Annotated in this window: 13 protein-coding genes; 8 read left to right on the top strand and 5 right to left on the bottom strand. The window is 41.3% G+C overall.

Going from position 1 to position 21153, the window contains the following annotated elements:
• Nucleotides 1-94: 94 nt before the first annotated feature.
• Nucleotides 95-583, top strand: coding sequence for a hypothetical protein (locus ACZ5QV_RS15150; protein ID WP_464600588.1), 489 nt, complete (start codon nt 95-97; stop codon nt 581-583).
• 130 nt (nt 584-713) lie between these two features.
• Here ACZ5QV_RS15150 and ACZ5QV_RS15145 read toward each other — a convergent pair whose 3' ends face one another.
• Together ACZ5QV_RS15145 and ACZ5QV_RS15140 are read right to left on the bottom strand one after the other, a co-directional pair.
• Complete coding sequence (locus tag ACZ5QV_RS15145) at nt 714-1859, bottom strand: DUF1015 domain-containing protein (RefSeq protein WP_464600587.1); 1146 nt, start codon at nt 1857-1859, stop codon at nt 714-716.
• Nucleotides 1860-2015: 156 nt separating this feature from the next.
• Nucleotides 2016-3569, bottom strand: a complete 1554-nt coding sequence (locus ACZ5QV_RS15140; protein ID WP_464600586.1) for a right-handed parallel beta-helix repeat-containing protein — start codon at nt 3567-3569, stop codon at nt 2016-2018.
• Between the two features lie 364 nt (nt 3570-3933).
• Between ACZ5QV_RS15140 and tnpC the strand changes: the two genes are divergently transcribed.
• The 4 genes from tnpC to ACZ5QV_RS15120 all read left to right on the top strand — a co-directional run bounded on the left by tnpC (nt 3934) and on the right by ACZ5QV_RS15120 (nt 11248).
• A complete protein-coding gene (tnpC, locus tag ACZ5QV_RS15135; protein WP_464599339.1) occupies nt 3934-5406 on the top strand; it encodes an IS66 family transposase in 1473 nt (490 codons plus the stop codon).
• A gap of 274 nt (nt 5407-5680) precedes the next feature.
• Nucleotides 5681-7210 (top strand): AAA family ATPase, encoded by a 1530-nt coding sequence (locus ACZ5QV_RS15130; protein WP_464602119.1) that lies wholly within the window; start codon nt 5681-5683, stop codon nt 7208-7210.
• Between the two features lie 624 nt (nt 7211-7834).
• The gene (locus ACZ5QV_RS15125; RefSeq protein WP_464599431.1) at nt 7835-9499 is read left to right on the top strand and encodes an IS1634 family transposase; all 1665 of its coding nucleotides are present in this window, start codon (nt 7835-7837) and stop codon (nt 9497-9499) included.
• Nucleotides 9500-9649: 150 nt separating this feature from the next.
• Entirely contained in the window at nt 9650-11248 is a 1599-nt protein-coding gene (locus ACZ5QV_RS15120) for a vWA domain-containing protein (RefSeq protein WP_464600585.1), read from the top strand.
• A 100-nt stretch (nt 11249-11348) separates the two neighbouring features.
• Here ACZ5QV_RS15120 and ACZ5QV_RS15115 read toward each other — a convergent pair whose 3' ends face one another.
• Entirely contained in the window at nt 11349-13064 is a 1716-nt protein-coding gene (locus ACZ5QV_RS15115; protein ID WP_464600584.1) for a thiamine pyrophosphate-binding protein, read from the bottom strand.
• Nucleotides 13065-13666: 602 nt separating this feature from the next.
• Between ACZ5QV_RS15115 and ACZ5QV_RS15110 the strand changes: the two genes are divergently transcribed.
• The 3 genes from ACZ5QV_RS15110 (at nt 13667) to ACZ5QV_RS15100 (ending at nt 17470) form a co-directional block, all read left to right on the top strand.
• Nucleotides 13667-14125 carry a pyridoxamine 5'-phosphate oxidase family protein gene (locus tag ACZ5QV_RS15110; protein ID WP_464600583.1) on the top strand — a complete coding sequence of 153 codons (459 nt, stop codon included), beginning with the start codon at nt 13667-13669 and terminating at the stop codon, nt 14123-14125.
• A gap of 192 nt (nt 14126-14317) precedes the next feature.
• On the top strand, nt 14318-14734 hold the full coding sequence (locus ACZ5QV_RS15105) for a hypothetical protein (protein ID WP_464600582.1): 417 nt from the start codon (nt 14318-14320) through the stop codon (nt 14732-14734).
• Between the two features lie 18 nt (nt 14735-14752).
• A complete protein-coding gene (locus ACZ5QV_RS15100; protein ID WP_464600581.1) occupies nt 14753-17470 on the top strand; it encodes a tetratricopeptide repeat protein in 2718 nt (905 codons plus the stop codon).
• A gap of 109 nt (nt 17471-17579) precedes the next feature.
• On the opposite strand, the gene ACZ5QV_RS15095 is transcribed toward ACZ5QV_RS15100, so the two are convergent.
• A complete protein-coding gene (locus ACZ5QV_RS15095) occupies nt 17580-17924 on the bottom strand; it encodes a hypothetical protein (protein ID WP_464600580.1) in 345 nt (114 codons plus the stop codon).
• Nucleotides 17925-18673: 749 nt separating this feature from the next.
• Complete coding sequence (gene lon / locus ACZ5QV_RS15090; protein ID WP_464600579.1) at nt 18674-21067, bottom strand: endopeptidase La; 2394 nt, start codon at nt 21065-21067, stop codon at nt 18674-18676.
• Nucleotides 21068-21153 lie beyond the last annotated feature (86 nt).

Genomic DNA, 21153 nt, shown 5'->3' with positions numbered 1-21153 from the left:
TCTCGGGGGACCCATCATAAGAACAGAAACCGAAATCAAGAAAGGGGCTGACTTCGTTAAAGAATCGAGCCTCGTGGAACGCACGGCTTCCAAATTGGCAAAGAGCCTGAAAAAGGCCACCATTGTCGGTTCAAAATTCCCGGAACTTACGGCAAAATCCCTGGCAGGTAATACAGTAACCCTCCCTAATGCAGGGGAGGGAAAGGTTAGCCTTATAGGCATCGCCTTTGAACGCAGTGCCCAGAATATGCTTGATTCCTGGCTTGAGCCCTTTGAGCAGGAATTCGGAGATAATCCGGCTTTTGTGATGTACGAAGTGCCAATGGTGGGCCCGAACTGGAATTTCCTTTCTCTTATCATAGATTCGGGAATGAGGGGCGGGATACCTACTGAAAAACATAATTATGTGCTGACCCTTTACGAGGACTATTCCGGATATCAGGAACTACTTGATATGGAGGATAGGGATCTGGCCTATATTTTTCTGCTGGACAAAAATGGCGTCATACGCTGGAAAGGAAAAGGAGATTCAGAAACCGGGACCATGCAGAAGCTGATTGAGGCGGCACGTTTGCTTCTCTGATGGGGGGTTTATAAATCATAGATGAACACGGATTGAAGTCATCCGTGTTCATTGCCTTTCATCAAAAACCTGAGCCGTTAGGCGAAGGTTTTAGGTGGGGGTAGTTGACAATTCAAAATAGATATATTAGTTACTGAACAATTCTTCTGGCTTCAATATAATACCTTTTTTCTTTTTCTTCTCCAAGAGAAAATGTCTTTTTTGGAAGAACGCCCTTCTTTTTGATAAGAGAAAAGAACCCACTTTTATTTAAGGAGGGGAGGAAAAAACCAATGTTATCCTGCTCTTTTCCTATTTTTTCTACCATTTCAGGGTCATGTTCATATTCGACCGAATAAGCATCAATGACCTCATCGAGGGTTTCAACCTCCAGATCATGTTCGGGCTTATCGAAGACAAGGGAGCCACATTTGTCTTTTGTAACGAATGTGACCGAATGGCCGGAGGGGGATTCCTCAATCCTTGCATTGAATTTTTTGAGTAATTCCTCAGGCTCTATCCCTTTTACAACCCTGTGGATAGGCTCAAAGATAAGACCGGGATCATGGATGTTTACGAGTTCGACCAGGGCATACCTTGCGGGGTGGTCGACCGGCACGCTCCCTTTAATATGTTCCCAGAAATTCTTTGCCGTGGCAAGGCTGTGGTTTCCGTCTCCGACAAAGAGGTTTTCGAGGGCCTCGACCTTTTTGATAATTTCCGCAATTGTTTTTTCATCACTTATCTTATACCCTGTAACATGTCCGCCGCCTTCCATAAGGTCAAAATCGTAAACCAGCTCAGCCGGTTTTTCGAGATTTTCCGGAAGGACGGAAAAGGCCGGGTCATCATACAGTACAAGGACGTGGGTAAGCTCTATTTCCGCAGCTTCCCTGATCTTTACTCTTGCAGGAAGTCTTTCCTTAATCGTCCTCTCGGTTGGCCGGATGAAGGAATCGGACCCGTCGTATTCATAGTCTTCAAGGTCTACGGAAACAACCAGGCCGGTCCTTTCCCTACCTGAAACGGCCCGCTTCACAAGAATAAAACAGGGGCCCTGGTCAATAAGAGCATCTTTACAATTATTCATAGCTTCATGGATGTTCTTTACCCTTCCTTCATCAAGGGGGAGGTAGATCTCCGGGTAAATAAAATTCAAGGTAGAAGGAGTGTTTCCAACAAATTCTTCGACCCTTTTCCAATATTCTTCATCCTGTGTATGCTGATCACAGGCAATTACGGCCCACTTTTCCCAGTTTGCCTCTGGAAGAAGAATGCGGGGGACATGCAGCGTCATAGTTAATGAAGAAAAAAGAAAGGATATAAAGATTTCTAAACTTGCGAACTGCCCCACATTAAACAGATTGTCCGACAATTACTTTTAGTAAGAATTTAAATTTTTGTTTTTGCTCTGAAATTGAATTGTCGGACAGTCTCTTTATTTATGGGCAGTTTACTTATCCTTTCTTTTAGTCAGGCCCAGAAGAGCTATCAGAAAAACCGCAGGTGTAAGCAAAGGACTTAAGGGGGCCTTTTCCGGCTCATTTTCCTGATTTTCACCGGTATCATTTCTTTCTTCATTCTCTTCCTCTGTGTCCTCAAGTACGATTATTTTTTCCCCAATAATTGTGTTGTATTCTACCGGTTTATACATAAGAGGAAATTTATCACTGTCATAATCATTTATAGCGTATGCGGAATCACATATCCCGTCTCCGTCAAGGTCTTCCGCAGTTTGAGAAAAGCCGTCTCCATCAGGAGTGGCCCAGCAGTTACCGCCCAGGAAAGGCCCGCCTGCAATGTTTGTGCATGTGGTTTTACTGCCATTCCATATATTGGCCTCGTCTTCATCTATATTTTTCTCGTTTTCTAAATAATTGTCTTGAAATACATTGTCAAAACTTTCCATAAGCATGATTCCACATTCACTACTCTCTGCTATTATATTTTGAGTGAATAAGTTCTCTTTGCACTCTTTTAGATAAAGTCCACAGGAAGCCGAAACAATAGTGTTGCCGGATATTTCATTGTAATCACTGTGACCTGAAAGGTCAATCCCTTTTTCATTTTCCAGAAGTATATTATCAAATACCCTGTTATAACGAGCAAAATTGTTTAGAAGGATACCTTCTCCATTTTTCAAAAAACTGTTGTCTTCTATAGTATTGTTGGGACTCCTCCAGCCAAGATGAAGCCCTGAACCGCTGTTTGACTCAAACAAATTTTCCGTTACCAGACTTTCAGAAGAGCGAATCAAACAAATACCATTTTTGTTCCCGGCCACCAAATTATCCCTGATGCAACTGGCTCTGGAATCATCAACCTGCATTCCAAATTCTAAGTTTGATTTGATAATGTTGTTTTTTATGGTAATCTTGTGTGAAGATATCAAAGAAATACCTTCTTTTTTATTAGAGTCCACGGTATTATTGACCAGGATATTATTATTACAGGCGTTATCCAGATATATCCCAAAATAATTCTCTGAAATGTTGTTTCCTTCCAACTCATTTTCGCTGCTGGATATACAGAGATATAAACCGTATCTGTTGTCTGTGACGTTATTGTTCAGCAAATAATTTTTGCGTGAATTCTTGAGCCCAATTCCATAATAATTATCGGATAGAATATTATTACTGAGTGTACATTCCCGGACCCTGTCAAGGTAAATCCCGGCTACCTGGTCATCCTCATTCATTGCGCCTTTCAAAGCCAAACCGCTTATTTTAACTCCGTCCGAACTCACGTAAAAAACATGGTCTTCTGCGTCTGCGGCCTCAATAATCGTATCAGCCGGAAAAACTGAGCTGGAACTTATGGTAAGCTGCCTATCAATGTCCACATTTTCCCTGTAAGTTCCGGGCATCAGAAGGATTGTATCCCCGGCACTCGCAGAGGACACGGCCTCCTGTATCGAGCTGAAATCGGCTTCCCCGTTAACATCCACAGTTATGGTTCCGGCCGTTGCAGTTCCCATTGCTGCGGCTATGAAAAATAAGCTTAACATTGTCAAAACAATTTTATGAATTATACTCAAGAATACCAGATCTCCAGGTTTATATGTTTATATGTTTATTACTTTGGGAGCGCGGAGGGTCACGAATACTCCGTCCTTCAGGTCGGGGATGAAGTGAACCCTCGCAGGTTTTGTTGTGCTCCTCCCAGAGAAAACCGAAAGCAGAGTTTCAATCGCATAGATTGAGGTAATCTTAGCAATTGAACAAATGATTTCGGAGTATCCGGGGAACCGCACGCAATTTTATTTATATACATACTCAATTTGTAACTATTCAGCCATACTTTGAACAAAGGCAATTTTTCCTCGTTTCGAGGAAAAATTGCATATAAAATAACTCTATCTCTTCAGTATCATGCTTACACGTGAAGAGATTCTTGAAATCTATGAAGAAGGCCCTGAAGCAGTCGTTGCTGTAATTCAGAGACTTGAGACTATCATAGAGAAACAGGCTTCTCAAATTGCTGAACTTGAGGAACGTGTAAGGGTTTTAGAGGCTCGTCTAAATCAAAACAGCCAAAACAGCAGTAAACCTCCTTCTACTGACGTTTTTGTGAATGAAAAACCTAAACCTAAGAGTAGCCGCACAAGAAGTGGGAAAAAACCTGGTGGTCAAAAAGGTCATTCTGGAAGTACTTTCGAAATGGTTGGGGATCCTGACCATATAATATTTCATTCCCCTCACTGCTGTGAAAATTGTGGTCATGATCTTGAAGATACTGAAGTTCGGGACTGTGAACGCAGGCAAGAAGCTGATATTCCTCCTGTGAACATCATATTTACCGAACATCGTGCTGAGTCCAAGAAATGCCCTCACTGTGGGAAAATAAACAAAGGTACTTTTCCAGACTCTATAAAATTCCCTATTCAATATGGACCTCGCCTTTTATCCTCTCTTGTATATTTAAGGAACTTTCAATTGATTCCTTATAAACGGATTTGTGATTTGTCAGAGGACTTTTATGGAATACGTATCAGCCCTGCTACCATAAAAAGAGCTGAAAAGGAATTATTCCAGAAATTGGAACCTTTCGAAAAAGCTGTTTTCGAACATCTACGGGTAGCCTATTCTGTACATTGTGATGAAACAGGAATGAGGGTTTTAGGGACAAAATGGTGGCTCCATGTTGTTTCAAACAGTCTGTGGACATACTATTTTGTACATCCAAAAAGAGGATCAGAGGCAATGAATGCTTTGGGTTTTCTTCCAGAATACAAGGGGGTAGTAGTTCATGATGGTTGGGCATCATACAACAAATATGGATGTGAACATGCTCTCTGCAATGCTCATCTTAAGAGGGACCTCACTGGAGTTGAAGAGAATTTTGAGCAGCAATGGGCTAAAAAAGTAAATGAACTTCTGAGTGAAGTAAAAAAATATACCGACGAATGCAGAGAAATGGAAATTCCAATAGATCCAATAAAAGTCAGGGCATTCGAGGAAATATACGATAAAATAATTAAAGAGGGAATTGAAGAAAATCCACCTCCTGACCTCTCAAAACAGGTTAAAAAAAGAGGAAGACCAGCACAAACAAAAGCAAAGAATCTCCTTGATAGGTTCATAAAATACAAGGATAGGATTCTGAAATTCCTCAATGACCTGAGAGTTCCATTTGATAATAATCAAGCAGAGCGAGACATCAGAATGATGAAGCTACAACAGAAGATTTCGGGAACTTTCCGAAGCATCGAAGGAGCGGTAGCTTTCTGCAGAATTCGGGGATACATATCCACTATTAGAAAGAATAGCTTGAATGTCATGGATGCTATTCGAGCGGCGCTCAATGGAGCGCCGCTATTATCCGATAGTTGCAACATTAGCTGAAACTATGCTTTTTTTATCAGTAGGCTGAATAGTTACCTCAATTTTTTAGAAATTAAATCCTTACTTACGAACATACGAACTCATTTTAATTAAAATTTTCTTAGTAAGATGTATAGTTGCCTGAATATATTCTAAAAATTGAGACTATGTTAAGGGATTTCCCCGGCTCGCAATTCAAAATTTCCCGCAAAGAAAAAAAATGAAAAAACGTAATTGAAAGGTTTAAAATATAAGCAAACTAAAGACTTTAGAAAATGCACCCGCAGGGCACTACATCAATAACTTCTTTACTCTGGAGGCCTGCCCCCTGAAAGATACCCTTTTAGAGCTCAAATCCACATTCACGGAATACTTCAAGGAACGCGAAGCCGAAATCAACGGGTCCCTCCTGGCCGTCCTCTCGGGAGAAAACCTGCTCTTCCTCGGCCCCCCCGGAACAGCCAAGACCTTGCTTGCAAAAAACATCTGTCAGTCAATCGAGGGCGGAAATTTTTTCAACTATCTCCTGACGAGCTTTTCAACCCCCGAAGAGATCTTTGGTCCCCTCTCCTTAAAAGCCCTCGAAGAAGACGAGTTCAGGCGAAAAATCGATGGCTGCCTCCCGACCGCCCACCTGGCCCTTTTGGACGAGATTTTCAAGGCCAGCAGTGCGATCTTAAACAGTCTCCTGACCGTCCTGAACGAAAGAAAGTACCATAACGGAAAAGAGATCGTGGATGTCCCCCTCCTCTCGGTCTTCGGGGCCTCAAACGAGCTTCCCGAAGAGGACGAAAGCCTTGAGGCCCTTTATGACCGCTTCCTTTTCCGCCACAGGCTCTCCTATATCCAGGACGACGAAAATTTTCGCAGTCTCCTTTTTCGGACTCCGGAAGACTTTGCCCCCGGGGCCAGACTTTCGGTATCAGGTATACTGAAACTTCGTGAGAGGGCAGAAGCCGTACCCGTTGATGAGAACGTGGAGAAAATCATCCCCAAACTCCGGCGAGCCCTCCTTATCCGGGAAATTGAGGTCTCGGACCGGCGCTGGAAAAAAATCGTCGGGGTCCTGAAAGTTGCGGCCTGCAGCAGCGAACGTCCGACTGTTGACCGGACTATGGTGCTTTTGCTCCAGCACATGCTATGGAATTTGCCGGAAGAGCGGGAAGCCATCCGAAAAACGGTCTTCGAATTCGTGGTCTCAGGCGGAATTAATACGGAAAAACTGCGCCTTGATGCCGGGGACCTCAGGGAAGCTATTAGTCTTGCCCTGAAAAACGACCTTTCCGTGGGAGTCGCCTGCGATAGCTGCGGGGAAAAGTTCAGGTTCAGGCAGGAGGTGGATGCCCACCATGATATTCACCCCGACCACAGTTACAGGTTTATGCAGGAAGACTCATCAAGGATTTACCCTTACGATAACCTGATCAGGAAACTTGATTCTCTCTATGAAAACTCAGGAAAACCCGGAACCCTTCCTCCAGCCCGCAGGAAGGTTTTCGAAACAGAATTCGAAGGTCTGGAAGCTCTGGTGAAAGGCATAAAAAAGCGGATGGGAGAGGAACGGCAGGTTCTCAGGGATATGATGGAAGCAAATATCTGGCTCTCCACTCTTGACCGAAACGAGGCCCTCCTCCTGCACGACAGCAGATATGAGGACTTGTCCGAAATTGAAACGCTCGTGGAAGAAATCCGGAAAATGCCGGGGCTGGATTTCCGACCCGCAAAAGTTCAGGTTTCTGAGCCGGTTTCTGATTCTGAAAATCAGGCCGGAAACAGTGCAGGAAACTTTATGAAAGGCCTGGGTTCAAAGTTCGGTTTTAGATGATGAAATATTTAGAAAAATAAATTTATATTCAGGTACCAAAGTTTTCTACTAATATCTAACGAAAATTTAAACCACGGAACACACGGAACACACGGAAAAAAGTCAGCAATTAAAGATGTATTAACAGAAAAAACCACGGAAGACACGGAAAAGCACGGAAAAAATAATGCAGGAAGACGACAAGTACGGTTGTTCTGGTGTTTTTTAGTCTACTTTTGGGGTTTTGAGTCCGCTTGAGCTCGCAAAGCGAGCGAAACGGACCTCGTGCTGTTGCACTTGCAGTGCAACTCCCAGGAAATCTTTGATTTCCTGTGATCCCGAAGCGAAACTCGGGTACGGTTGCTCTGGCGTTTTGTCCACAATGGGTTCTAAATCGATTCTTTAAGTCCCCGACAATCCACCGGCCATCAGGCCGGTTTCCGTGTCCTTCCGTGCTTTTCCGTGGTTAAACTCAGCTTTCAAAGAAGAGCTATTTTTGCCTTGATTTGCCACAAAAATCAGTGGCAAGGAAGATCCGTTAAAAAAAATATTTGTAAGGCCTAAGTTCTAAATTACATTTAAAAAGCCTATTGTATCTGTTTTTTGAAGAAATATCTTTATATACGTAGAACCTAAATTTATATCATGGTTTTTTTAAAACAGAAAATAATCAACGGTAAAAAATACTGGTATATTATTAAAACTGGCAGAATTGATGGAAAAGTGAAAACTATATTTCAGATATATTTAGGCAATGCCGAAAAAATATTTGAAATGAAAAAACAGAGTGAATCATTGCCCTACATGAAACTGAAATCTTTTGAGTACGGCAAACTTGCCGCACTTCTTCATGTGAATGAAGAGCTTGGATTCGTTGACATAGTGAACAAGCACACTATGAAAAAATCAATCGATGGTTTAAGTGTCGGAGAGTATCTTTTACTTGATATAGTGGGGAAATCTCATGGAGTTTTAAGTGAAAACGGTATTGGGGAATGGTTCAAAAAATCGGCCTTATCTTTTAAGTGGAAATTCCCTCATAAATTAAATTGTCAGAATTTTTTGAATCATATGAATTACATTGATTCCGACACAATGAAAAATATTGAAGACGATTTGTGCCGAGTTCTCATCGAAAAAGGACTAACCCCTTCAGTACTGTTTGTGGATGAATCAAACTGGTTCACTTATGCTACCAATTATGATGAAAAAAGTGAATTGCTTCATAAAGGGTATAACAAAAAGCATCGTAAAGACAAAAATCAGGTATCTGTAGCGCTGGCTGCTAATGATTACAACTTACCTTTTATTCACGAGACATATCCAGGAAATGTGCATGATTCAGAGGAATTTTCAGGTCTGGTTGACAAAATAGTAAACCGTCTAACCGAATTGAATATTTGTTCGGAAGACCTTGTTCTTGTTTTTGATAAGGGAAACAATTCAAAGGACAACATTGAAAAAGCAACTTCAAAGATGAATTTTGTAGGGGCTGTAAAAGCAAATCAGGCAGATGATCTTCTTGAAGTGCCATTATCTAAATATCAATTTTTATATGAAAGCTCAGAAGGCCACAAAATTTATGGCTATCGGACAAAGCATCAGTTTTACGGGACAGAATTTACAACAGTAATTACTTTCAATGAAGGAACTCACAAACTTCAAAAAAGAACTTGTGAGTCAAATATGTCAAAAATAACTGAGAATCTGGAAGACCTACAGAGGAGACTGGAAAGCAACAGAGGAAAAGCAAGAAACAGGAGCAGTGTAGAAAAAGAGGTTGCAGACATTATTATCAAAAAATACAGAAGTATGGTGAAATATGAAATTACTGATGCTCCTGAAGGTAAGAAAAAACCTCAGTTAAAGTTCTGGATTGACGAAGAGAATAAAAATAAGCGCGAAAATTCATTAGGAAAAAATATACTATTTACAGATAAGCACCGTTGGCACACTAAAAAAATTGTGCAAACATACAACAATAAAGGCGCTATAGAGGATGATTTTAAGCTATTGAATGATCACCTGCTTGTCCCTGTGGGACCGGTGTACCACCACAAAGATGAAAATATCAAAGTTCACGTATTTCTGTCTATAATTGGCTTACTTTTCTACAGATATTTAGCCTGGGAGACAAAGAGATATGGTCTTTCTATGAGAAGACTAATTGAAAATTTGTCCGAAATTAGGCTGGCAGTTATCCAGGATAAAGAATCAAATAAGTGTAATATTATTCTGGAAGAGATGAGTACAAAGCAAGCATCATTATTTTCTTTCTTGAACCTGGGTAATTACCTGCCACCCCAATAAAAACGTCATCAGTAGGATTATTCATTCCTTAGGCCCACACAAACAAAGCCGCTTGATAACGGAAAAACATGCATCTTTGAAAGTAAAGTTAAAAGACCTGAGATGAGTTTCTTAAAAACATTGCATTCTTAACTATAATCGGGTGCTGCCATGGACAATTATTCGAACCTTTTTGAAAGTTCTTCCCCTGAAGAATATTTATTATCAGGAAACGTCCCCAGTGCCCTTAGCTTTCAGAAAAAGACTGCTTCCCTGCTGGAAAATGAGCTTAGAAGCACAGTTGCCTTTCCGAGGCCCGTTCCCCGCCCCCTGCGTGAGAAAATGGCGGAAATAATCGCTCTTGAAGTCCTTTTCGGACAACCTTATGAAATAAAAGACCCAGAAAAGTTCATCGGGCGTTTTGGGGCCTTTTATCCGCTTTACCTTACTCTGAGAAACTCGAAAAGCTGGCCGAAAATTCGAAAAATCGCGAATAAAAGCCAGGGGGCCGGGATTGCCTGTCTGAAAATCCTTTTGCCTCTGCTTTACGAGATACTCGAAAAGTTTTCAGAATTTTCGGGCAGCGATTTAAAAGGACTCAATTCCGAAATGGAAAAGCTCCTTCGAAAATTTGAAAAAATTATGCAGGAAACTTTCCTTCTCTGGAGCAATTATTCGGAGGGGAATGCCTGCAGGAATTCAGCTTTTCCGGCCCTTCAGGAAAGGGTCCCGGCCTTCATGCAACTGGCAGGGAGTCAGGCTTTTCTCGAAAACATGTTGCAGGAGCTTTACCTGCGGATGGAAGACTTTGTTTCGGAAATGGAGGAAAACCTTGAACTCTTCGAGACCCTTGCCCTCCTCTTTCCGGGCAGGAACTGGAGCTATTCCGTAAAAGAGCTTCGAAAGGAGCCTTTTTATGTCCAGCTTAAGATGCTGAAGCGCTACTCTGAATTTTTTGAGCAAAACCCGGACCTGAAAAAGATTGTGGATTTTATTGGAAGAAGGGAGTTTGACCCCCCAAACGGCCAGGTCCGTCTTTCTCCCTACGGCAAAAACCGGATACATACGGTAAAATTTTCCGGGGCAATTGATAACCTCCTCCCCATGGAGGCCGCAAAGCTCCTGAACCCGGCCCTCAAGAAAAAGTTCTATGCGGACATGCTGGAGGGAAAGCTCCTGAGCTACCAGTTCCTTGGAAAACACAGGACGGGGCCGCCCCGCCTGAAGCCAAGAGGCCCCTTAATCGCTCTTGTGGATACCTCGGGTTCCATGCACGGCTCCCCTCAGACGCTCGCCAAGGCCGCGGTCCTGGCAATAACGAAGCAGATGCTCAGGCAGAAACGGGACGTGAAGGTCATCCTTTTCGCCTCCACAAGCCAGCACCTGGAAATCGAACTCAGCCACAGGAAAAAGATGTCCGAGAAGTTTTTGAATTTCCTGCTTTACACCTTCGGAGGCGGCACGGACTTTAACACGGCTCTGGCTTCAGGCCTGAAGTCCCTTAAGGAAAAGGACTTTCGGGGAGCCGACCTGCTTTTTATCACGGACGGGAAATCCGAAGTCTCCGACGAACTTGTACTGGCCCGCTGGCAGGAGGCAAAGAAACGGTACAATGCCAGGATTTATTCTTTGATTGTGGGAGGAAAGGGGGCCGGAGGACTTTCGGAAATTTCGGATTATACGTATTTGGTAGAGATGGACACGTCTCGGGAAGGAGAAAATGGGGTAGTGAGGCTTGTTGAGGTGTTTTCAGATGCCAAAAATTTTTGACCCGTCAATGAATGAAAGTTGAAGCCTCAATCATGCCCCCTCAATCATGCCCCCTCAATCATGCCCCCTCAATCATGCCCCCTCAATCATGCCCCCTCAATCATGCCCTTCCTTTAATATAAGGCCCCAGGATCATATCTTTATAAGCCCTCCCTACCGGGACCTTAGGGTAGAGGACCTCTTCTCTGTCCGTGCAAACTTCCAGAAAGCAGGGGCCTTCCGCATTCATGAAGGCGTCGATTTTCTCTTTCAAATCATTTCTGTCGCTTACTCTCTCTGAGTAACTGAAGCCAAATGACCCTGCGATCTCTGCGAAATACACGTCCTTTGGCCTTTGTGTTCCTATGCGTTTTCCTTCATAAACCGTATCCTGCAGGTTCTGGACCATCCCATCGCTTCTGTTGTTCAGCATGAGTATCTTGATTGGAAGGTCCAGCGATACGATGGTATGCAGTTCTCCCAGGTTCATCCTCAGACTGCCGTCCCCATCGACTGCTATGACTCTTGAATGCGGGTTTGCGTAATGGACGCCGATTGCCGTGGGCATGGCAAAGCCCATTGTGCCAAAAGAGCCGGAAGTCATGAAGGCTTTCGGGCATTGCATTTGCAGGTACTGTGCTGCAAGCATCTGGTGGTTGCCTACACCTGTGCTTATCTTTGTGTTTTCATCAACGTAGTCCGCAAGCATTGAAATGACTTCGGCGGACTGTATGTATCCGGATGTCCTGTTGTAATCCAGAGGCAAGGCCCTTTTCAGGTCTCTTGCACGCATCTGCCATTCCCGAATGTCCAGACAAATGTTATGCTGCCTGGCATAGTTCAGCAGGTCACGGATTGCTGTGGCTGCATCTCCTATGAATGTGAATTTCGGACTGCGCTCGATTTTTATCTGATGCATTTTCTCGGAATTGATGTCTATATAGGCTATGTCGGCACCTATTGCAAATCCGACTTTTTCCGCAACCCTGTCATCCCATCTTGCCCCGATGGCAAAGAAAAAGTCGTTCTCCTGTATGAGCATGTTCGCATAAGGGGTCCCGAACATTCCCAGCATTCCCATGTTCAGGTCGTCCCTTTCGTCAACGACACCTTTTGCCATGAGGGTATTGACGGAAGGAATTCCGAAAAGTTCATTGAACTCTCTGAGGGCCTGGCTTCCGGATTCCGAGTTCAGGCCGCCTCCGAGATAAAGCAGGGGCTTTCTGGAATTGAGCAGGAGCTGAAAAAAGGCTCTGCATTGTTCCTCATTGAGATGTCTGTCATCATTATAACTTGCTTCAAAACCTGTGACGGCTCTTCCCTGATAATCATGGGTTTTCTTCTGCTTGTCAAGAGGAAAATCTATGACCACGGGCCCGGGTTTTCCGGATTTTGCAAAGTAATAGGCCTCCTTGACTATGGTTTCTATGTCATCATCATTGGAGAGCTGTATAACCTTCTTGGCCGCATTTTTGAAGATACTTTTGACGTTAATATGCTGGAAGGAATCGGTGCCTATTTTATGCTCAGGGACCTGCCCCGCAAATACAAGCAGAGGAATGCTGTCCCCATAGGCATCGGCAACACTGGTGAGTGTGTTGGTTATGGCAGGCCCGGATGTGACTATGGCTATACCCACTCGCTTACCTGACCGGGAATATCCCGCTGCGCTGAAGGCCGCCGATTGCTCGTTGGAGTTTACTATAACCTCAATGTCACTATGCCCGAGGGCATGGAATACCGGAAGTATTGCCGCTCCCGTATAACCAAAGATGTGTCTGACCCCAAGGTCCTCCAGACATTTAACAAGGACTTCTGCTCCATTCATTTCTTTCATCGTCAAAACTCCGTTAGAAAGAAACCAGCATGGCACAGGTTGCACTATTTCAAAATAAGAACCGGAAAACAGCACACTTGAGCCAGAATAGTTTCTATTTCTTGCTCAAGTGAATAGTACTAAAACTAAAACTAACACTAACACTACTACAACTACCGCTACCACTACGGATACAGGTAAACCGGATTCCGTGTGGTTTGTGGTAGAGGTTAACATTAGAAGAATAAAAGTAGAATATTATATTTAAGGGTTACCATGAGTTTTTCTGCATCACCTTCCCTGGATCAGAACTTCCGGATAAAAGATATGCAGAGTGGCCTTTGTCTTAAAAAAATAGGGCCAGTTCACATAAATGGTGAAGATTGACTGAACATGACATATAATGCCAGTAAAACAAGAATAATAGATATAGCTGCGCTAACAAATTTTTTTGAGTCCATATTATCTCTCCTTTGTTATTTTAAGCGTTGTCAACTATAAATACGTATCATTTTATAAGAGATTATTTTACATGATACATTATAAATAAAAATGAAGATATATCAGTTTAGTACCAATTTCAGAAAAATTATTCAGTAAGCTATCTTTTTCAAGTGAAAAGCATGGGAAACCAGAAACCTATTCAGGACCAGCAGCAGATTGAAGAAATCCTTTCAAATGCAAAGTTTATTCGCCTCGCTCTGGCTGAGGATAATACCCCCTATATTGTTCCAATGTCCTTTGGCTACAAAGACAACGCAATCTACCTCCACAGCTCCCCAAAAGGAAAGAAAATCGAAATCCTCAAAAAGAACAACAAAGTCTACTTCGAGCTCGATACCGACGCTGAAATTGTCCCCGCCGACGACCCCTGTAAATACAATGTCCACTACCGCAGCGTCATAGGTTCCGGTAGAGCCGAAATCCTGGAAAATTACGACAAAAAAATAGAGGGGCTGGCTGTGCTCTCTGAACATTACGGAAAAGAGGGGCCGTTTAAGTTTGAGGAAAAGAAAGTAAGAAACCTGTGCGTAATTAAAGTGAAAATTGAAAAGATGACGGGGAAGGAGGCTGGGTTTTGAGTGATACAATTTTTTTCAGATTTGTGATTTTGAGAGGCCTAAGCTTCGTCTAACAATTGGAACCTTCGAAAAGGGCAGTAGAGATACGTCAAGAAACTTCCTTAGTGGATACGATAAAGTTATGAAAGATGTTTTCAACTATTAATATCATAACATTTGGAAATGATGACTCTTTATAAGAAGGTGTTCACAATGCTAAACGAAAAAGACTCTTACAAAAATGTTAATGGCGGTATTGGAATTACCACTGGTGGAGATGTCAGTGTTAGTAACAAAGACGGCTTGGTTGCAATAGGGGCAAATATTACACAAAGCCAAACTGTGTCTTCACTAGATTTTGAAAAGCTTAGGAATGATCTCCTTGCCTTTAGGGAAGCGATTTCAAAATCTGACCTTTCTATCGAGGATAAAATAATAATCGAAGGCGAAACAATCGCGGCAATTAAAGAAACTAAAAAAAAAGAACCAATATTATCTAAGATTGTTGATAGATTTGAATCTACTATCGAAATAATCACGGAAACTGTAACAAAAATTGAAGATACAGGCATTCTCAATCTTGTAGCTAAAATAGCTACTACATTAGGAATTAGCACAATTTTGCCATAATTTTTTGGAAGGATGTTTATGGAGGAAGAATTTCGAAAAAATGTAGGTGTAAATGGTGGAAACGGGATCACAGCTGGAAGGGATGTTATTGTTAAAGCTGATTCTAGTTCTGTTTATATTGGAGATACAACGCAACATGTTCATGTTCATACAGAAGCCGTTGAAGACAGAATAAATGAATTAATTGAATTTGCAAAATTTTGTATTGATAAAAAAGAATATGATAAGGCTTTAAAACACTACGATAAAGCAAAATCTAAGTTAGAATATAATCCCTCAACTCGTTTATTTGTTAAGGTAATTGTCGGAGAAGCGGTCTGTTATCACAAAAAAGGAAATGTTGTTAAAGCAAAAAAACTGATCTGTGATGCCGAACATGTAGACCCTGACAATCCTATTGTTTTAGCTGATATAGCGTCTCTTCTAAGAATCGAAACCCCAGAAAGAGCTGAAACTTACGCAAAAAAAGCACTTGAATTAGACCAGAACAACGTTTTAGCAAAGTGCACCCTGGGTTTAATAGAATCTGAAAGAGGGAATACTAAAGATGGTCTTAAGAAGTTAAGAGAGGCATCTACACTTAATCCTAAGGATGCTTATCCTATTTATTGCATGGGTCATGTTCATTCTCTTGTAGGTGATTATGAAACTGCAATCGACTATGGTTTGAAAGCTATAGAGATTGAACCTGAAGATTATTCATATTACAACGCCTTAGGAATTCTTTATTTGAAAGCCGCTTCTCCCGAAGGGGAAGTTTTTGTTAGCTCTGAATCAGAAAATCATGTGAAATATGATTATATCGAACAAGCGATAAAAGTTTTGGAAAAAGCAAGAGATTTAAACGATTTGCAAGGTAATAGCCACTTAAACCCTGAAATATATGTGAATTTAGGCTGTGCATATCTGGCAAAAAACGAAATAAAAAGGTCAATTGATTCTTTAAATATGGCTTTAGATATGGGATTAGATTGTGTTGATATTTATATCAAACTCGGAGAAGCTTACGCAATAAATCAAAATTATGGTAAAGTAATTGAGTATTATCAGCCTCTTATTGAAAATGAGGATATTACTAGTGATGAACTTTTTCCCTTGAAAGCTAATCTTGCAGGTGCATATGCCGCTGCAAACAAGCTAGATGAAGCTGAAGCATTATTCGATGAATTAATTAAACAAAATCCAACAAACCCACATTTACACATAGACTTAGCAAAAGTTTTCGAAATCAAGGGGGATTTTGAAAAAGCTATAGATATTTTGAATAAAATAAGTGATGTGCCGGTGGATCTGTGGGAGTTTTATTACCTTAAGGGCAAGTTGAATCACAAAATAAAAAATTACGAACAAGCAGCTATTCTCTTAAAAAAGTCAATAAAAAATAGTGGTGGGGAACGTAAACCAACAGTAGGTTTGATAAATTTATATATTGAATGTGAAATGCATGAACATGCTATAAAATACGCTAAAAAATTGGTTGAAACCGATAGTAAGGGTATTGATTTGTATAATCTTGCCACACTTTATTATTCAATAAAAGATTATAAAATGTCTGCTGATTTTTTAAGAAAAGCTTTAGATGCGGGTTATGATGAGTTAGAAACTTATAGATTATTATGTATTTCTCTTTTGAAAGCACATGAACCCCTTCAGGCTAAAATTGAATTTGAAAATGCTTTAAGAAAATATCCAGATGATTTAGAATTGAAAATAAATTATACAAATATTTTGGTGAAATTGGATGAAGAGAATAAAGCTGTTGCAATTTTAAATGGTATTATTCATTGTGAGCCTACATCCACTCCAGCGTATTTAGCTTTAGCAAGTATTTATTTGAGAAATGGATCTTATGAAAAAGCCTTAGAAGCTGCTCAAAAAGCATCTATTCTTGAACCAAAAAGTGAATATGCATACTTTGTTTGGGGAAATTGTTTATTAAATTTAGGTAAAGTAGATGAAGCAACAGAAAAACTAAAAAAAGTAACTGAGTTAAATCCGAATTGTGAATATGCTAAACTTGGAAACGCTGAAGAAATCATTTCTTATTTGGAATATCAGGTAATTATTTCTCAACACATAATAGAGAAATACGAAAATGGGAGTATGACAATATCAAAAGCAGCTGAGATTCTAAATAGAAAAACAATTGATCTATTGAACCACATAAATAATCACAAAGTATCGCAATATTTAGGTTTATCCGATGAAGAAATAGGTCAATTAGATAAGGCTTCCATAGTGAATAAAAATATACTTTTGGATGACACGATATTAGGTATATTGGTCAAAATTGATAAACATGATTTATTAAAAATAGCATTTAATCAGGTGTATATAACAAAAGAACTTGAAAATGAAATCGTTAATAATACTGATTTAATCGATCACCCTTATAAAAAAGCAAAAAATACTCTCAAGATATTTCAAGATGGATGGATTGAGGGTTTAAAACCTGATGATATAGCTATTTTTGCTACGAAGAAAATAATTCCAGAAAAAAATCTAAGTAAAAAAGATATATCTTTTATTTCTCTCTCTCTGGATACTGATTGTCTTTGTCTTACTGAAGATTTGCTTCTTAGAACCTATTTGAAACGTATAGGAAAACCAACATGTGGGATAGTTGGATTATTGAATTATTTGATACATAAAAATTTAATAAAAGATGAAGAGATTGAACCAATACTTAAGAGTATAAACTCTTTATATGAAATAGATTTCAAAGGAATAGGGTAATGAATTGAACTATCAGTATATAATAACTAAGATTTAAAACCATATATTGCAAAATAAGGACTGATATAAAAAAAGAAAAACGGCCCCAATGAACCGTTTTCAAATCAAATCAAATTAAATCCCACGGCTGTTTGTGCTCAGGCAGCACGGCAGGGCCATGGTATTCACAAGTATGGGCTTTCAACTTCCTTGGCCCTTTTGAGACGAGTTCTTTCCTCTTCTGAGTAAGTGCAAAAAGCGGCACTCCTACTTGAGCTAGGGATGAAAAACCGGGCTGCCAGTACCTTTGGGCCCACAAAAAGTACAACCTGCTTGAAGAACTCTTTGAGATCAGGTTGGAGTTCTGAATTAGTGTGTCCATTCGATAATTTCCTAAACTGAAGATTACATTTCTTTCATCAATTTTCCATCCTGCTTTTGTTTCATATTCAAGCGAGAACCATTTTTTTTCCAACTTCTGTGATGAGGGTGTCCAACATCTCCACGTTCAAAGTAAAATTTATACGCCCCTGCTAACCGCAATGCTGTATTTTTAAACACAGAGGAATATACTGTTTTTAATTTTGGGACCAAATTTCTCAAATTATATTTATTCGTTAACTTATTTACACCATCATTGTTTTTGTAACCCTTTTCAACTTCATCGGAAAGACAATTGTAAAGCCAGTTACAAATTTTCGATTGCCCATCAAGAACCCTTGCGTCTTCTTCCGAAAACACAAGTTCTTGTTTTAACCCTGATTTGACAGAAACAGACATTTTTAAATGTATAAATGGGCTTCATGCTTCTGTTTTTGCCATACAATTATCATTTATTTTCTGTGTTTCATATCTTTTGAAATTATTGCGGATTCCAAAGAACATTATGCCTATACAATGCGTTTTTTGTGATCAAATACTCTATTAATTAAAAGGATTTGTCAAACTTGGGTTTTAAAGTATAGGTAACTGTATTTTCATATTTGTCTTTAGCTCTGCGGGGCATGGCAATCATTTGAACATTTTTTTATTTTCTTCTATTATTTGCTTATTTTTATGATTCCAGCTCCCATATAATTTAGCTGAAAAACGCCTTAATATTCGGCTGCTTCTTATATATGGAGTGGCCTATATGTCATCAATATAATATATATTGTTTAATTTTATACATAACTGTTGGCATATCCCGTTTCAGCTACAACCCCATTCTACACCCCTCAACGTTTAAACACTCTGCGTAGCCACAAACCCTTTTTCTACAAATGACACAACCTGTTCAGGCAGGTCAATGCCCAGGGCCTCTTTCAGGACCTCTTCAATAGTCTCTACAGGTACAAATTTAAGTTCGTTTCTGACATCTTCGGGCACATCCTCAAGGTCTCTTTCATTCTCCTTCGGGAGAATTATCTTCTTTATGCCTGCCCTGTGGGCTGCCAGGATTTTCTCCTTTATGCCACCAACAGGCATTACGGCCCCACTCAATGTTATTTCTCCTGTCATGGCAAGTTTCGGGTCAACTGCTTTACCGGTAATCAGGGAGGTAAGGGCGGTAAAGAGGGTCACACCCGCTGACGGGCCGTCTTTTGGAGTTGAACCTGAGGGTACATGGATGTGAATGTCGCTTGTGGTAAAGTTAAAGCTGTTTGCGGTGTTTGCAAGCCTGGACCTGACAAGACTCAGGGAAATCTGAGCCGATTCCTTCATTACGTCCCCGAGCTGGCCTGTAAGGGTAAGCTTTCCTTTTCCGGGCATGAATGTGCCTTCTATGAAGAGGATCTCTCCTCCTACAGGAGTCCAGGCAAGGCCAGTGACCACGCCGGGTACGTTCTCTTTTCTGGCTTCTTCCTGCCGGACCAGTTCTTTTCCGAGGGTCTCTTTGAGCATGTCCGCCTTTATAATGTAAGGCAGTTCAGCCGTCCCTGAGACGATCTTTTCGGACACAAACCTTGCTGCTTTCGCAAGCTGTTTTTTAAGCTGCCTGACTCCGGCTTCCCGGGTGTATTTTTCAATGATTGTTTTCAGGGCCTCGTCTTCGATCTGGAGTTTGTCCGCATCAAGGCCGTGTTCTTTCAGATTATTGGCGAGCAGGTGGTCTTTTGCAATTGCGAACTTCTCGTTTTTCGTGTAGCCCGAAATCTCGATCAGCTCCATCCTGTCAAGAAGCGGGGTCGGGACAGTTGCCAGGGAATTGGCAGTGGCAATGAACAGGACCTCAGACAGGTCATAGGGAACTTCCAGGTAGTGGTCTGAGAAGCTGCTGTTCTGCTCGGGGTCAAGGACTTCCAGCAGGGCACTTGCCGGATCCCCTGAGTAAGAAGTTGAAAGCTTATCGATTTCATCGAGAATGAACACAGGGTTTTTCGTGCCTGCTTTTTTCATGCCCTGTATAATCCTTCCGGGCAGAGCCCCCACGTAGGTCCGGCGGTGTCCTCTGATTTCGGATTCGTCCTTGACGCCTCCAAGGTTGGCCCGGACGTATTCCCGACCAAGAGCATCTGCAATACTTTTTCCGAGGCTTGTTTTGCCTGTACCTGGCGGCCCGACAAAGAGCAGGATTGAGCCCTGTTTTTCCTGTTTCAGTTTCATTACTGCCAGGTGCTGGATGATTCTTTCCTTGACTTTTTCAAGGCCGTTATGGTTTTTGTCAAGCACAAGACGGGCTTCGGCAATATCGATGCTCTTTTTCTCTTTTTCTTCCGTTACCCAGGAAAGGGCAAGCATGAGGTCCAGGTAACTCATGATAACAGGGGCTTCATGGTTATGGGGACCACCGGCTTCGAGTTTCTTCAACTCTTCAAATGCCTTCTCTTTAGCCTCATCGGGCATTTTTGAATTCTCAATTTTTTCCCGGTATCCACCTTCACCTGAATTGCAACCATTACATTCATTGAGCTCTTCCTGAATTAGCCTGAGCTGTTCCCGAAGCATTGCCTCCCGATTTGACTTACTTACCTTCTCGGTAACTTTTTTTGCCATCTCGATCTGGAGGTTTATATTTTCCTTCTGCTTTGCCAGGACTTCGAGGAATGCGGTATATCGTTCGCGAATAGAAAAGATTTCCAGAAGGGCCTGCTTTTCTTCAAGTTTTGACGGGATGTACGGCATGATGAATCCCATTATCTGATCAATGGAATCCATCTTATTGATCGGGCGGGTAAACTGATCAGAACCCTGAAAAAGGCTGCTGATTTCATGAATTGTCTTTTTTACATTCGCCATCATGCCTGCCTGGACATCCTCACTGAGGTCCGGAAAGTCCAGAACAGGCACATATGCGGCATAGAACAATCCGTCCTTCTGGGAAATGGAAACAGTCTCTACCCTCTGAATTACCTTCACAGCAACAAGATATCCGTCATCAGTGGGCTGCACAAACGTTATCTTGAGCAGGTTTCCGGTTTTGTACAGGTTATTTTCTGACAGTTCCGAAGGTTTCGTTCCGCTTTTTACTGTCAGTCCGATAGCAGACGCAAATTCAGAATCTTTCATCTCCTCTAGCAACGCTTCTCCGGTGACTTTGTCAACCCTGAATTTTGTTCGGCTTTGCGGGTAAAGCACTATCTCAAAAAGTGGTATTACAATGTTCTCTTTACTGTTATCGTTTTGTTCTGTGTTCATTATAAGTTTCCTCTACTTTTATTCCGGTTTTTACCTGAAATTATCATGCTTATTATTGCAATTACTTAGTTTCAATTGACCTAACT

Source organism: Methanosarcina baltica, assembly GCF_055394095.1.
This window is presented reverse-complemented; position numbering and strand designations above follow the sequence as displayed.

Excerpts from the sequence above, each read along its gene's own strand:
- ACZ5QV_RS15145 (WP_464600587.1), bottom strand. The coding sequence starts at position 1,859 with ATGACGCTGCATGTCCCCCGCATTCTTCTTCCAGAGGCAAACTGGGAA.
- ACZ5QV_RS15140 (WP_464600586.1), bottom strand. The coding sequence starts at position 3,569 with ATGTTAAGCTTATTTTTCATAGCCGCAGCAATGGGAACTGCAACGGCC.
- tnpC (WP_464599339.1), top strand. The coding sequence starts at position 3,934 with ATGCTTACACGTGAAGAGATTCTTGAAATCTATGAAGAAGGCCCTGAA.
- ACZ5QV_RS15125 (WP_464599431.1), top strand. The coding sequence starts at position 7,835 with ATGGTTTTTTTAAAACAGAAAATAATCAACGGTAAAAAATACTGGTAT.
- ACZ5QV_RS15120 (WP_464600585.1), top strand. The coding sequence starts at position 9,650 with ATGGACAATTATTCGAACCTTTTTGAAAGTTCTTCCCCTGAAGAATAT.
- ACZ5QV_RS15115 (WP_464600584.1), bottom strand. The coding sequence starts at position 13,064 with ATGAAAGAAATGAATGGAGCAGAAGTCCTTGTTAAATGTCTGGAGGAC.
- ACZ5QV_RS15110 (WP_464600583.1), top strand. The coding sequence starts at position 13,667 with ATGGGAAACCAGAAACCTATTCAGGACCAGCAGCAGATTGAAGAAATC.
- ACZ5QV_RS15105 (WP_464600582.1), top strand. The coding sequence starts at position 14,318 with ATGCTAAACGAAAAAGACTCTTACAAAAATGTTAATGGCGGTATTGGA.
- ACZ5QV_RS15100 (WP_464600581.1), top strand. The coding sequence starts at position 14,753 with ATGGAGGAAGAATTTCGAAAAAATGTAGGTGTAAATGGTGGAAACGGG.
- lon (WP_464600579.1), bottom strand. The coding sequence starts at position 21,067 with ATGAACACAGAACAAAACGATAACAGTAAAGAGAACATTGTAATACCA.